General features: G+C 67.3%; 11 protein-coding genes. 6 read left to right on the top strand and 5 right to left on the bottom strand.

Annotated features, from left to right (window positions below):
* Positions 1 to 78 precede the first annotated feature (78 nt).
* Together dbpA and ACXI0U_RS26195 are read left to right on the top strand one after the other, a co-directional pair.
* Positions 79 to 1,458 (top strand): ATP-dependent RNA helicase DbpA, encoded by a 1,380-nt coding sequence (gene dbpA, locus ACXI0U_RS26200; RefSeq protein WP_021222592.1) that lies wholly within the window; start codon positions 79 to 81, stop codon positions 1,456 to 1,458.
* A gap of 74 nt (positions 1,459 to 1,532) precedes the next feature.
* Positions 1,533 to 2,771, top strand: a complete 1,239-nt coding sequence (locus ACXI0U_RS26195) for a diguanylate cyclase (protein ID WP_021222593.1) — start codon at positions 1,533 to 1,535, stop codon at positions 2,769 to 2,771.
* Here ACXI0U_RS26195 and ACXI0U_RS26190 read toward each other — a convergent pair.
* Positions 2,768 to 3,502 carry a substrate-binding periplasmic protein gene (locus ACXI0U_RS26190; RefSeq protein ID WP_374979620.1) on the bottom strand — a complete coding sequence of 245 codons (735 nt, stop codon included), beginning with the start codon at positions 3,500 to 3,502 and terminating at the stop codon, positions 2,768 to 2,770. The genes ACXI0U_RS26195 and ACXI0U_RS26190 overlap by 4 nt on opposite strands.
* 153 nt (positions 3,503 to 3,655) lie before the next feature.
* On the opposite strand from ACXI0U_RS26190, the gene ACXI0U_RS26185 reads away from it, so the two are divergent.
* Together ACXI0U_RS26185 and yccS are read left to right on the top strand one after the other, a co-directional pair.
* Positions 3,656 to 4,834 carry a BaiN/RdsA family NAD(P)/FAD-dependent oxidoreductase gene (locus ACXI0U_RS26185; protein WP_479551021.1) on the top strand — a complete coding sequence of 393 codons (1,179 nt, stop codon included), beginning with the start codon at positions 3,656 to 3,658 and terminating at the stop codon, positions 4,832 to 4,834.
* 156 nt (positions 4,835 to 4,990) lie between these two features.
* Positions 4,991 to 7,168: a YccS family putative transporter gene (yccS, locus tag ACXI0U_RS26180; RefSeq protein ID WP_021222596.1), complete on the top strand. Its 2,178-nt coding sequence runs from the start codon at positions 4,991 to 4,993 to the stop codon at positions 7,166 to 7,168.
* Between the two features lie 122 nt (positions 7,169 to 7,290).
* Here yccS and ACXI0U_RS26175 read toward each other — a convergent pair whose 3' ends face one another.
* The gene (locus ACXI0U_RS26175) at positions 7,291 to 7,740 is read right to left on the bottom strand and encodes an REP-associated tyrosine transposase (RefSeq protein ID WP_431483201.1); all 450 of its coding nucleotides are present in this window, start codon (positions 7,738 to 7,740) and stop codon (positions 7,291 to 7,293) included.
* A gap of 112 nt (positions 7,741 to 7,852) precedes the next feature.
* A complete protein-coding gene (locus tag ACXI0U_RS26170) occupies positions 7,853 to 9,313 on the bottom strand; it encodes an aminotransferase-like domain-containing protein (RefSeq protein ID WP_043240777.1) in 1,461 nt (486 codons plus the stop codon).
* 185 nt (positions 9,314 to 9,498) lie between these two features.
* On the opposite strand from ACXI0U_RS26170, the gene ACXI0U_RS26165 reads away from it, so the two are divergent.
* Positions 9,499 to 9,732: a DUF1127 domain-containing protein gene (locus tag ACXI0U_RS26165; RefSeq protein WP_316924015.1), complete on the top strand. Its 234-nt coding sequence runs from the start codon at positions 9,499 to 9,501 to the stop codon at positions 9,730 to 9,732.
* Positions 9,733 to 9,771: 39 nt separating this feature from the next.
* Here the strand turns inward: ACXI0U_RS26165 and ACXI0U_RS26160 are convergent, their stop codons facing one another.
* Together ACXI0U_RS26160 and ACXI0U_RS26155 are read right to left on the bottom strand one after the other, a co-directional pair.
* On the bottom strand, positions 9,772 to 11,799 hold the full coding sequence (locus ACXI0U_RS26160; RefSeq protein ID WP_435634929.1) for a methyl-accepting chemotaxis protein: 2,028 nt from the start codon (positions 11,797 to 11,799) through the stop codon (positions 9,772 to 9,774).
* Positions 11,800 to 11,989: 190 nt separating this feature from the next.
* Positions 11,990 to 12,796, bottom strand: a complete 807-nt coding sequence (locus tag ACXI0U_RS26155) for an HDOD domain-containing protein (RefSeq protein WP_021222601.1) — start codon at positions 12,794 to 12,796, stop codon at positions 11,990 to 11,992.
* Between the two features lie 229 nt (positions 12,797 to 13,025).
* Here ACXI0U_RS26155 and ACXI0U_RS26150 point away from each other — a divergent pair, with 229 nt between their 5' ends.
* Complete coding sequence (locus ACXI0U_RS26150) at positions 13,026 to 13,274, top strand: DUF1652 domain-containing protein (protein WP_021222602.1); 249 nt, start codon at positions 13,026 to 13,028, stop codon at positions 13,272 to 13,274.

Genomic DNA, 13,274 nt, shown 5'->3' with positions numbered 1-13,274 from the left:
GCTGCGACACCGGGACGGCAAGGTGGCCCGGCGCCATCCTGCTAAACTGCGCGCCTATCCGATTGCCAGGCCCCGCCCGTGACCACCAACGCCTTTTCCGCCCTGCCCCTGTCCGCCGCCATGCTGGCCAACCTCGACGCCCTCGGCTACCACGAGATGACGCCCATCCAGGCCCTGGGCCTGCCGGTGATCCTCAAGGGCCAGGACCTGATCGCCCAGGCCAAGACCGGCAGCGGCAAGACCGCCGCCTTCGGCATCGGCCTGCTCGACCCGCTCAACCCGCGCTTCTTCGGCTGCCAGGCCCTGGTGCTGTGCCCGACCCGCGAGCTGGCCGACCAGGTGGCCAAGGAAATCCGCCGCCTGGCCCGTGCCGCTGACAACATCAAGGTGCTGACCCTCTGCGGCGGCGTGCCCTTCGGCCCGCAGATCGGCTCCCTGGAGCACGGCGCGCACATCATCGTCGGCACCCCGGGGCGCATCCAGGAGCACCTGCGCAAGGGCACCCTGAAGCTCGACGGCCTCAACACCCTGGTGCTGGACGAAGCCGACCGCATGCTCGACATGGGCTTCTACGACAGCATCGCCGACATCATCGAGCAGACCCCGGCCAAGCGGCAGACCCTGCTGTTCTCCGCCACCTACCCCAAGGGCATCGCCGAACTGGCCGGGCGCTTCCTGCGCAACCCGCAGCAGGTGAAGGTCGAGGCCCTGCACGACGACAGCCAGATCGAGCAGCGCTTCTACGAGATCGACCCCAACCAGCGCATGGACGCGGTGGTCCACCTGCTGCTGCACCATCGCCCGCAGTCCAGCGTCGCCTTCTGCCACACCCGCCAGCAGTGCCAGGAGCTGGTGGAACACCTGCAGGCCAACCGCATCTCGGCACAGACCCTGCACGGCGAGCTCGAACAACGCGACCGCGACCAGGTGCTGACCATGTTCGCCAACCGCAGCTGCAGCGTGCTGGTGGCCACCGACGTTGCCGCACGCGGCCTGGACATCGCCGGCCTGGAAGCGGTGATCAACGTCGAGCTGTCCCGCGACCCGGAAATCCACGTGCACCGTGTCGGCCGCAGTGGCCGGGCCGGCGAGAAGGGCCTGGCCCTGAGCCTGGTGGCGCCCGCCGAAGCCAGCCGCGCCCAGGCCATCGAGGACCTGCAGAAGGCCCCGCTGAACTGGCAGCGCCTGGATGAACTGGTCTTGAAGAACCGTGACCCGCTGCTGCCGCCAATGGCTACGCTGTGTATCAACGGTGGACGCAAAGAGAAGGTGCGCCCGGGCGACATCCTCGGCGCGCTGACAGGTGAAGCTGGCATTCCGGGTGCACAGGTTGGCAAGATAGCCATCTTCGATTTCCAGGCTTTCGTGGCCGTGGACAGGAACATCGTCAAACAGGCCTTGAAACGCCTGAGTGACGGCAAGATCAAGGGCCGCTCGTTCAAGGTGCGCGCCCTCTAGTAACGCCCCGGAAAGGTTCGCCCTGTATGACAGCGCTGGCGGGAGGCCCCCGCCACGCATCAATGGAGTAGGTCGTGCGCAATATTCTGGTCGTCGAAGACAGCCCGCTGGTCCTCAAGATCCTCGAACACCTGTTCCGCCAGGAGCCGGACCTGCAGCCCGTGTTCTGCGCCTCCTGCGCCGAGGCCGAGGTGCTGCTGGAAACCTCCGCCGCCTTGTTCTTCGCCGCCATCGTCGACCTCAACCTGCCGGATGCGCCCGACGGCGAGATCGTCGACCTGGTGCTGCGCTACGAACTGCCCTGCGTCGTCCTCTCCGGCTCCTACAAGGAGCAGCGCCGCGACGAGCTCCTGCTCAAGGGCGTGGTCGACTACGTGCTCAAGGAAAGCCAGCACTCCTACGAATACGTCTTCCGCCTGCTGCACCGCCTGGTGCGCAACTGCGGGGTGAAGATCCTCGTCGCCGAGGACTCCGAGGCCACCCGCAACTTCGTACGCCGGGTGCTCACCCCGCACCTCTACCAGATCATCGAGGCCCGCGACGGCGACGAAGCCCTGCACATTCTCCAGGAGCAGCCGGACATCGACCTGCTGCTGGTGGACCACGGCATGCCCGGCATCAGCGGCTTCGACCTGGTGAAGATGCTGCGACAGAAGCTGCACCGCACCGAGCTGATCATCCTCGGCCTCTCGGCAGACCAGAAAGGCTCGCTCAGCGCCATGTTCATCAAGCACGGCGCCGACGACTTCCTGCGCAAGCCCTTCTGCACCGAGGAGCTCAATTGCCGGGTGATGTCGACCCTGGAGCGCCGCGACCTGATGCGCGCACTGAAGCAGGCGGCGCTGTTCGACTCGCTGACCAACCTCTACAACCGCCGCGCCTTCTACGAACAGGGCCTGCAGCTGTTCCAGCAGGCCCAGCGCGCCGGCCAGGAGCTGAGCGTGGCGATGCTCGACCTCGACTTCTTCAAGCTGATCAACGACAAGTTCGGCCACGCCAGCGGCGACACCGCCCTGGTGATGTTCTCCCGGGTGCTGGCCCACGCCCTGCCCGACGCCCTGCTGGGCCGTCTAGGCGGTGAAGAGTTCGCCGTGGTCAGCAAGAGCGACGCGACCACCCTCAAGGCCACCCTCGACCAGCTGCGACGCAACTGCGCCCGCCTCAAGTACGCCGCCGATGCACCGCCGCTGTCATTCAGCGCCGGCATCTACCAGGGGCCGCCGGAAGACCTGGAAAGCCTGCTTCACGAAGCCGACCAGCGCCTCTACCAGGCCAAGCACGAAGGCCGCGGGCGGACCATCGCCAACCGCTAGAAGCCGTGGCGCTCGAAGATGCGCTGGTAGGTCCCGTCGTCGCGCATCGCCTGCATCGCCCGGTCGAAGTCCTCCACCACCTGGCGATGCATCGGGTGGCTGCGCCGCACCAGGATCGCCAGGTTGTTCTCGCTGAGCGGTCGCGGCAGGAACTCCAGCTGGCCCTTGAGCTCCTTCAGCTCGCGGTTGAGGTGATAGCGCGCCACCAGTTCGTCCTCCAGGGTCAGTTGCACGCGCCCGGCGGCGAGCATGCGCGCGCCCATCTCGAAGCCCATCACCGGCACCCGGTCGAGGGTCGGGTCATGGTCGAACTCGGCGGAGTAGGCATAGCCCCGCACCACGGCGATGCTGTAGGGGCGCAGGTCGGCCAGGGTCTCGAAATTCACCTTCGCGCCGCGATGACGGAGGAAGCGCACACGGTTGACCAGGTAGGGCTTCGAATACAGGCCGTAGACAGCGCGAGCCTGGTCGTACCAGGCGTTGACCACCACGTCGTAGTCGCCCACCTCTAGCCCGCGCAGTGCCCGCGCCCAGGGCACCTCCACATACTCGGAGGTGTGCCCGGCGCGCTGCAGCGCGGTCACCACCAGGTCCACCGCCAGGCCACCCTGGGGCAGGTTGGCGTCGGTGAACGGCGGCCAGGTGTTGGCCACCAGTCGCAGGTGCTCGGCACGCAGCGGGCCCGAGCACAGCAGAACGAGCAACAACAGGACACTGCAGGTCTTTTTCATCCATGGCTTCCACTGGGGCGGGGACGGTCGGCATCGCCGGACTGCACGCATTTCCCTTGCCAGCCAGCGGAGAGCGCTGGTCGCGGCACCTCCATAGGGTAGACTTCGCCACCGGCGCGCGCCTTGGCCGATTCGACTTCTGAGGGTGGTTTCTTGTTCGTGACTGATGTGGTGATTATCGGGGCCGGCGCCGCCGGTTTGTTGTGCGCCTCCAAGGCCGCCGCGCGCGGTCGCAAGGTGCTGCTGCTCGATCACGCGAACAAGGCCGGCAAGAAGATCCTCATGTCCGGCGGCGGCCGCTGCAACTTCACCAACCTCTACACCGAGCCGGCCAACTTCCTCTCCGCCAACGCCCACTTCTGCAAGTCGGCCCTGGCCCGCTACACCCAGTGGGACTTCCTCGAGTTGGTGAACAAGCACGGTGTCGCCTACCACGAGAAGAAGCTCGGCCAGCTGTTCTGCGACCACAAGGCCAGCGACATCCTCGCCATGCTCCTGGCCGAGTGCGACGAGCACGGCGTCGACCTGCGCTTGGACACAGCCGTCAGCGCCATCGCCTGCGACGAGGCCGGCTACGCGCTGCAGACCGCCATCGGCCCGGTGCGCTGCCAATCCCTGGTGATCGCCACCGGCGGCCTGTCGATTCCCACCCTGGGCGCCACCGGCTTCGGCTACCAGGTGGCCCGCCAGTTCGGCCACGAAGTGCTGCCGACCCGCGCCGGCCTGGTGCCCTTCACCATCACCGATCAGCTCAAGGCGATGTGCACCGAACTCTCCGGCACCTCGGTGGACGCCCTGGTGAGCTGCAACGGCGCCAGCTTCCGCGAGAACATCCTGTTCACCCACCGCGGCCTCAGTGGCCCCGCCATTCTGCAGATCTCCTCCTACTGGAACCCCGGCGAGGCGATCTCGATCAACCTGCTGCCCCATCTCGACGTGCCCGCTTGGCTGGTGCAGCAGCAGGGCGAACGCCCCAATGCCGAGCTGAAGACCCTGCTGGGTGAACTCTTCACCCGCAAGTTCGCCACCCTGCTGGCGGAGCGATGGTTCGCCTCGCGGCCGATGAAGCAGTACAGCCTGGCCGAGTTGCAGGCCATCGCCGAAGCCCTCACCGACTGGCAGCTCACGCCATCGGGCACCGAGGGCTACCGCACCGCCGAAGTCACCCTGGGCGGGGTCAGCACCCACGAGGTGTCGTCCAAGACCATGGAATCGCAGAAGTCCCCCGGGCTGTACTTCATCGGCGAAGTGCTGGACATCACCGGCCACCTCGGCGGCTTCAACTTCCAGTGGGCCTGGGCCTCGGCGCACGCCGCCGCGCAGTTCGTCTGAGCCCGGGGCATGCCTGAGGGCGGCAGCACCTGTGCATTCCCGCCAGCGGGTGTAACCCGCCTCGCCCGGGCGGCATCCAAACGGTAACCTCTTGCCGATCGGCCCCCGCACACCCGCGCGGGCCGAGCCCCTGGAACGCACGCCCACAAGGCCGCCATGTCATCGACCTCGCTCCGTCATTCCCTGCGCCGTCTCTGGGCCCAGGACAAGTTCAGCTACAGCCTGCGGGTGTTCGTCGCCCTGACCGGGAGCATGGCGCTCTGCTGGCAGCAGGACCGCATGGACCTGCTGATCCCGCTGTTCCTCGGCATCATCGCCAGCGCCCTGGCCGAGACCGATGACAGCTGGCAGGGCCGCCTCAACGCGCTGCTGGTGACCCTGGGCTGCTTCAGCGTCGCCTCCTTCTCGGTGGAGCTGCTGTTCCCCTACCCCTGGCTGTTCGTCTCTGCCCTGGCGCTGGCGGCCTTCGGCCTGACCATGCTCGGCGCCCTGGGCGAGCGCTACGCCACCATCGCCTCGGCGACGCTGATCCTGTCGATCTACAGCATGATCGGCGTCGACCAGCGTGACGGCATCGGCCATGACCTGTGGCGTGAACCGGCGCTGCTGGTGGGCGGCGCGGCCTGGTACGGGTTGCTCTCGGTGATCTGGCAGGCGCTGTTCACCCACCAGCCGGTGCAGCAGAGCCTGGCCCGGCTGTACCGCGAGCTGGGGCGCTACCTCAAGCTCAAGGCCAACCTCTTCGAGCCGCTGCGCGAGCTGGATGTGGAAGCCAAGCGCCTGGAACTGGCGCAGCAGAACGGCAAGGTGGTAGCGGCGCTGAACGCGGCCAAGGAGATCATCCTGCACCGGGTCGGCAATGGCCGCCCCGGCCCCAAGGTGAGCCGCTACCTGAAGCTGTACTTCCTCGCCCAGGACATCCACGAACGCGCCAGCTCCTCGCACTATCCCTACAACCAGCTGGCCGAGGCCTTCTTCCACAGCGACGTGCTGTTCCGCTGCCAGCGCCTGCTGCGCCAGCAGGGCGGTGCCTGCCAGGCCCTGGGCCAGGCCATCCAGATGCGCCAGCCCTTCGACTACAACGACGGCACCCAGGCCCTGGACGACCTGCACCGCTCCCTGGAGCACCTGCGCATCCAGAGCAACCCGGCCTGGCGCGGCCTGCTGCGCTCGCTCAACGCCCTGGCCGGCAACCTCTCCACCCTCGACCGCCTGCTGACCGACGCCAGCAACCCCGACGCCCTCGCCGAAGCCCAGGACAGCAGCCTGCTGGACCGATCGCCCAAGGGCCTGAAGGACGTCTGGGAGCGCCTCAAGCAGAACTTCACCCCCACCTCCCTGGTGTTCCGCCACGCCCTGCGCATGGCCATCGCCCTGTCCACCGGCTACGGCGTGCTGCACCTGATCCACCCCAGCCAGGGCTACTGGATCCTGCTCACCACCGTATTCGTCTGCCAGCCCAACTTCGGCGCCACCCGGCGCAAGCTGGTGCAGCGGATCATCGGCACCGTCATCGGCCTGGCCCTGGGCTGGGCGCTGTTCGACCTGTTCCCCAGCGCCCTGGTGCAATCGCTGTTCGCGGTGGTGGCCGGGGTGATCTTCTTCGCCAACCGGGCCACGCGCTACACCCTGGCGACGGCGGCGATCACCCTGATGGTGCTGTTCTGCTTCAACCAGATCGGCGACAGCTACGGCCTGTTCGTGCCGCGTCTGGTGGATACCCTGCTGGGCAGCCTGATCGCCGCCCTGGCGGTAATCTTCATTCTCCCCGACTGGCAGGGCCGCGGCCTGCACCGCGTGGTCGCCAACACCCTGGCCTGCAACGCCCGCTACCTGCGCCAACTGGTGCAGCAGTACAGCGGCGGCAAGCGCGACGACCTGGCCTACCGCCTGGCCCGGCGCAACGCCCACAACGCCGACGCGGCGCTGTCCACGACCCTGGCCAACATGCTCATGGAGCCGGGGCACTTCCGTAAGGAGGCGGACATCGGCTTCCGCTTCCTGGTGCTCTCCCACACCCTGCTCAGCTACCTCTCCGCCCTCGGCGCCCACCGTTCCAGCGAGCCCATGGCCCTGGAAGGCAACCTGCTGGGCGACGCCGCCGAACGCATCGCCACCGCCCTGGAAGAAATCGCCACCGACCTCGCCGCGCGCAAGCCGGTGACCATCCACAGCGACCCGGAAGAAGCCCTGGCCAAGGAGCTGGAGCAACTGCCCGAGGACATGGACGAACGCGCCCGCCTGGTACAGACCGAGCTCGGCCTGATCTGCCGCCAGCTCGGCGCCCTGCGCACCCTGGCGGCGCACCTGGCGAGTGGGAAGAAGGTGGAGTGAGGGCCCCTGCCGCCCAAGGAACCCTGCGCTCGGACAATCGCGAATGAATTCTCCCACAGAAAAGCACGGTGCCCCGTGGGAGCGAATTCATTCGCGAAGCAGGCCTCAGGACTGCCACCCGCTCACAGCCACACCGCGTCCCAATGCGGGTAATCACCAAGGCGCCGCACCAGCCCCGCCCTCAGCGGATTGGCGACCACATAGCGCGCAATCGGCAGCAATTCATCCTCGCGCCTCAGCGCCCGGTCATGGAACCCTGGCTGCCAGACCTTCCCTCCAGCGTCCAGCGACAGGCCCAGGCGCCTTGCGGTGCGGCCCTTCAGCGCCTTGACCACCGATGACAAAGGCATTGGCCCGCTGAGCCGCATCAGCCAGTGGAAATGATCGGGCATCAGCACCCAGGCCAGTGACTGCGCCAGGTTGTTCTGCTCCAGGCGCCTCAGCTCGTCGACCAACAACCAGGCACGTGCAAAGTCGGCGAAGAGCGGGCGCCGCTCGGCCGTGGTCGCAGTGATGAGATAGACCCTGCCGAGTTCGGAAACGCGCCCTTTGCGCAGATCGCGACTGCCCATGAGCCTGCCCTCCTTCCATGGAAAGCAGGGACTCTAACCAGCGGTGGCAAGCATGGCCGCGCGAGCGTGCCCAGGAAAACGCCGGTCTATGGGTAGCCGAAGACCGCCGAGTTCAAAGCATCGCGAATGAATTCGCTCCCACGGCCGTCTCCGCCGCCATCTCCGCCATCAACGCCTTCACCGTCTCGCCCACCTTGCGCACGGCGGCTTCCTGCTCGGCATCGGGCTTGCGCGAGTAGTTCATGCGCAGGCAGCTGCGGTATTTGCCGGAGGCGGAGAACAGGCTGCCGGAAGCGATCTGTACGCCCTTGTCGAGCAGGGCGCGATTCAGCCGCAGGGTGTCGAAGCCCTCGTCCAGCTCCACCCAGAGCATGAATCCACCCTGGGGCCGGCTGGCGCGGGTGCCTTCGGGGAAGTACTTCATCACCCAGTCGATCATCTGGTCGCGGCCGTTCTGGTACTGGCTGCGCATGCGCCGCACGTGCGGCTCGTAGGCGCCGCTGGCGAGGAATTCGGCCAGGGCGATCTGCGGCTGGGTGGCGGTGGCGCCGGTGGAGATGTACTTCATGTGCAGCAGCCGGTCGAAGTAGCGGCCGGGGGCGATCCAGCCGATGCGGATGCCCGGCGCCACGGTCTTGGAGAAGGAGCTGCACAGCAGCACGCGGCCGTCCTCGTCGAAGGACTTGATGGTGCGCGGGCGCGGGTAGCGATAGGCCAGGTCGCCGTAGACGTCGTCTTCGATGATCGCCACATCGTAGCGTTGGGCCAGGGTCAGCAGGGCGCGCTTACGGGCCTCCGGCATGATGTAGCCGAGGGGGTTGTTGCAGTTGGGGGTGAGCTGGATGAGCTTGATCGGCCACTGCTCCAGGGCCATTTCCAGGGCCTCCAGGCTGATGCCGTTGATCGGGTCGGTGGGCAGTTCCAGGGCCTTCATGCCGAAGCCCTTCAGCGCCTGCATGGCGCCGTGGAAGCTGGGCGAATCCACCGCGACTATGTCGCCCGGCTGGCAGATGGCGCGGATGGAGGCGGACAGCGCCTCGTGGCAGCCGGTGGTGATGATCAGGTCGCTAGCGGGAATCTGGCAGCCCGCATCCACCAGCAGCCGCGAAACCTGCTCGCGCAGCGGCAGCGAGCCCTGGATGGCGTCGTAGTAGAGGCCCCCCAGGTCCGGGCGCCGGGCGACCTGCGCGAGGCTGCGCAGCAGCGGCCGCAAGGTGGGGCTGGAGACGTCGGGCATGCCACGGCCCAGTTGCACCAGGCCGTCGCGGGCGCCGCGCTTGACCAGCTCCAGCACGTCGCTCCACTGCGACACGTCCACCGGGCGCTGCGCCGCGCGGGTCATGGCCGGCAGCGCCGGGGCCTCGCGGCGGGGCGGTACGAAGTAGCCGGACTTCGGCCGTGGCACGGCGAGGCCGCCGTCCTCCAGCAGGCGATAGGCCTGCTGCACGGTGCTGAGGCTGACGCCGTGCTCCTGGCTCAGGGCGCGCACCGAGGGCAGGCGGTCGCCCGGGCGGTAGTAGCCCTGCTCGATGCGCTCGGCGAGGGTTTCGGCGAGCTGGGTGTAGAGCTTCATGACAGTTCCCCTTGCGCAGGGCGGGTTGCGCACAGACCGGTACAGATAACGGGTAAATTGTGGATTCAGACGCACAGCCGCGCAATCTGTATGAAAAAAATATCAGCACCGTGAATCTGTAATGCTTTTCGTCGCCCATTCATCATGTTCTCCATACACCCGCCCCCCAGCATGAGGAGAACGACATGAACGGCCTGAGCGATACGCGGCTGAGCCTCCACGGGAAAGAACTGGAGCTGGAGCACCTGTGCGTCCGCGCCAATGCCAGCTTTGCCGAAGACGGCCGCTGGCATCGCTTCTGGCGCCGCCTGCACACCCGCAAGGCGCTGCTGGACCTGGACGAGCAGGCGCTGCGCGATATCGGGCTGACCCGCGAACAGGCCCTGGAAGAGGCGCTGAAGCCGTTCTGGAAGCTGTAAGGAAGGCCGGCCGCCCGCAGGCGGCCGGTTGTCCGGCGATCAGGACAGGCGGAAGCGCGCGGTGTTCTGGTTCAGCGCCTGGCTGCCGCGATGCAGTTGCTCGGCGGCGGCCTGCACCGACTGGGCACCATGCAGCAACAGGCTGGCAGCCTGGTCCACCTGCTGGATATTGCCGCTGACCTCGTCCGCCGTGGCGGCCTGTTCTTCGGCGGCGGTGGCGATCTGCGCCAGGCGATCACTGACCCGCTGTACCGCATCGGCGATGCCGGAGAGGTCGTCGCCCATGCTCAGCACACTGCCCACATCACCCTCGGCCTGCTTGAACGCGGCCTCCATCAACGCCACGGCCTGGCCGACCACCCCTTGCAGGCTGGCGACGGTGTCGCCGATTTCCTTGGTCGAGTCCTGGGTGCGCTGGGACAGGCTGCGCACCTCGTCGGCGACCACGGCAAAACCACGGCCCTGCTCGCCCGCGCGCGCGGCTTCGATGGCGGCGTTGAGCGCCAGCAGGTTGGTCTGCTCGGCGATGCCCTTGATCACATCCACCACGCGGTTGATCTGCTGGGCCTGGTCGCGCAGTTGCTGCAACGAGGAGACGGTGTCCCCCAGGCGCGTGCTCAGCTCACGCATGCTGGCCCCGGTGCGGGCGCTGCGCTGGTTGCTCTGCATGGCGATTTCGCGGGTCTGCTGGGCATCCTGGGCGGCGCCCTCGCAGCTTTCGGCCACGCTCTGGGCGGTGGCCGCCAACTGGTGCGCGGCGGCGGCGATCTGGCTGACCTGGCCCTGCTGCTGCTCCACCGAGGTAAGGGTGTCCTGGGCCTGGGCATTGAGTTGCTGCACGGTGCCACCCAGTTGGCCGCTCTCGAGGTTCACGCCCTCCAGCGAACTGCGCAGCTGCGCCAGCGCGGCGTTGAGGGCTTCGGCGATCTGCGCCAGGTCGTCGCTGCCATGCACGGTGGCGGCCACGCGCAGGTCACCGGCACGCAGGCCTTCGGCGGCTTCGGTGATGGCGGCGGTACCCCGGCGGATGGCCGCGTTGAGGCATAGCAGCATGTACAGGGCCAGCAGGGTGAGCAGGCTGAAGCCGCCGATCACCTGGACCATGCTGCGCAGCGCCTGGGTACGGAAGTCGCCGAGGCGCGCCTGGAAGCGCTCGGTCAGCGCCTGTTGCAGGGCCACCAGTTGGCCGTCGAGGCGCTCCACCTGCTGGATGAACTCGGCGGTGCCGAGGGTGAAGGGGTTGGCTTCGAACATGCCCTTGTCGACCCGGGCGAGGAAGTCGTTCATGGCCTGGTCGGCCTGGCGGAACGGGGCATCCAGCGCGGCGTTGACGTCGGATGCCTGGGCGATGGCGTCCTGGGCCTTGCGCAGTTGCCGCGACGTGTCATCGAGGGAGCGGCGCAGGTCACGCACGGCGACCCGGCTCTGCAGGGTGAAGTGCTGCGACACCACCGCGCCATGGGCGTTGGCGGCGAAACTGCCGAGCAGCTCCTGGGCGCGCGGCTGCACGTAGGTGAGCTGCTCCATCATCAGGTAGGTGTCCATGCCCGGGTCGAGGATCAGCCCGGTCTCGGTGGCCACCTGCTCACGCAAGGATTGCAGGCTCTGCAGTACGTCCTGGAAACGCTCCAGTGCATCCGGCAGCGCCAGCGGCGCCAGGGCCTGGAAGCTGATGCGCTCGCTGCGCGAACGGGCTTCCTCGAACAGCTTGCGGCTCTGCTCGCCGAGCTGCTCCGTCTTCAGCTGTGCATCGACCTTGGCCAGGGCTTCCTGCAGGCGGCCGCTGCGCTGCTCGAGCAGGGACTTGGCGGCACCCTCGGTGCCCTTCCAGCGGGCCAGCAGCAGACGCTGGGTGCCGACCTCATGCTGGGCATCGGCCAGCGTGGCGATCACCCGCATGCCACTGAGCTCGCCCTCCACCAGGCCGAGGCGGTCCAGGTAGGAGGTGGTGATCACCCACAGGGCATAGCCTAGGGGCAGGATGAACAAAAGGAAGAGCAGCTGGAATTTCCGCGCGAAGCTGAACCCTTCGAGCAGACGCACGCCCGGCGTGAGTAATGCTGTCATGACGACACCTCATTGGACCCGGATCGGCCAGGAGGCCGAAAACAAGCCCCATGCAAAAGCCGAACCTGGGGGTTACCCCTTTGTCGCCGGCAGCACCCCGGGGTGCTGCACGACGCATGGCGAGGCACTCCGGCCAGCAGAACCCCGCAGCGGCCCTGCGACGGGAAGGCATTGCACCAGAACGGTGCGACTACTGAAGCAGCGACTCCACCCGCTGGATCTCGGCGCGCTGGCTGGCCACGAGGGCCAGGCCATTGCCGCTGGGGTCCAGGGCATTCAGGGGGGCCTGCAACTTACGATAGGCGACAAGATCCACCAGCGGTGGCAGCAGAGCGGTAGGGCCGGCATCACGCAGGGCGTGGAACAGGCCGAGGTTGATCAGGTCGGCCAGTTCGACGCCCGGGCCTGAGGACTCGTCCCAGGCGCCCAGGTTGCGCACCACGGAGATGTAGCTTTCATCCACCGACCATTTCTTCAGCACGATCACCCCGAGGGATTTGCCGTATTCCCGGCACAGGCGGGTGTAGAGCTCGGGGGATGGGATCTGCTGGGCATCCTTGAACGCCGAGAGGATGGCCAGGGCGCCGATGTCGCTGAGCACGCTGGCCAGCAGCACATGGTCGGACGAGGCGTGGCCGATCAGCCGCGCCAGCACGGCGCTGATGCTGCCGCGCCGGGCCAGGCGGCCCCAGGTGTCGACGAAGAGCTTCTTGTGCGCGGCGCTGTGCAGGGTGAACAGGCTCTTGATGCTGTGGACCATGGTGATGCGGTCCACCTCCAACATGCCAAGGGTGCGGATCACATCATCCAGGGTCTTGGGCGGCGGCGCGGTGCGCAGGCGCGTGCTCGCCGCGTGCTTGACCAGGGTGGCGCTGAGGGCGGGGTCCTTGTTGATGACCCGCGCCAGGGTAGCGGTGCTGGCATCCGGATTGGCCAGCACGCGGCGAATTTCCAGGGTGATCATGGGGAGGCTGGGGAGCTGCTCTTCACCGCTCATCAACTGTGAAACCAGACGCCTATAGATCGAATAACCCGACTCTTCAGTACTCACGACAGTCCCCACATGGCCTTGTGCCAGTGTAGCCATCGCCAAGGTCGGCAAACAGTGCCGCGACGCTCTGCCGACGAGCGACATGCGGGCGCGGGGAACCGAACCCGGGCCGCCAGGCTCCACTCTAGTGGCGAACACCATCCCGCTCCCCATTCCGATGCGCAGAGGCCCTTCCGTGGAAACCGAACGACTGTCCAAGACCCTGAACTTCATGCGCACGCAGCTACTTCCCCTTGGCTTTTCCGGCCACATGGACAGCGACCGCAGCCTGCACGTGCTGATCTACGACCAACGCACCCGCAAGACCATCCTCGAGACCGCCGGCATCCCGTTTTCCGCCACCTGCGGCAAGGCCGAGGCGCTGCACCTGGTGCAACGCCTGAAACGCGATATCGACGAGCAGTTCATCCGCACCCACCCCTGA

The organism is Pseudomonas sp. C9D1 (genome assembly GCF_056491235.1).
Note: the sequence above shows the minus strand (reverse complement) of the source record. Positions and strands in the feature narration are given on the sequence as shown.

Excerpts from the sequence above, each read along its gene's own strand:
- yccS (WP_021222596.1), top strand. The coding sequence starts at position 4,991 with ATGTCATCGACCTCGCTCCGTCATTCCCTGCGCCGTCTCTGGGCCCAG.
- ACXI0U_RS26170 (WP_043240777.1), bottom strand. The coding sequence starts at position 9,313 with ATGAAGCTCTACACCCAGCTCGCCGAAACCCTCGCCGAGCGCATCGAG.
- ACXI0U_RS26165 (WP_316924015.1), top strand. The coding sequence starts at position 9,499 with ATGAACGGCCTGAGCGATACGCGGCTGAGCCTCCACGGGAAAGAACTG.
- ACXI0U_RS26160 (WP_435634929.1), bottom strand. The coding sequence starts at position 11,799 with ATGACAGCATTACTCACGCCGGGCGTGCGTCTGCTCGAAGGGTTCAGC.
- ACXI0U_RS26155 (WP_021222601.1), bottom strand. The coding sequence starts at position 12,796 with ATGAGCGGTGAAGAGCAGCTCCCCAGCCTCCCCATGATCACCCTGGAA.
- ACXI0U_RS26190 (WP_374979620.1), bottom strand. The coding sequence starts at position 3,502 with ATGAAAAAGACCTGCAGTGTCCTGTTGTTGCTCGTTCTGCTGTGCTCG.
- ACXI0U_RS26175 (WP_431483201.1), bottom strand. The coding sequence starts at position 7,740 with ATGGGCAGTCGCGATCTGCGCAAAGGGCGCGTTTCCGAACTCGGCAGG.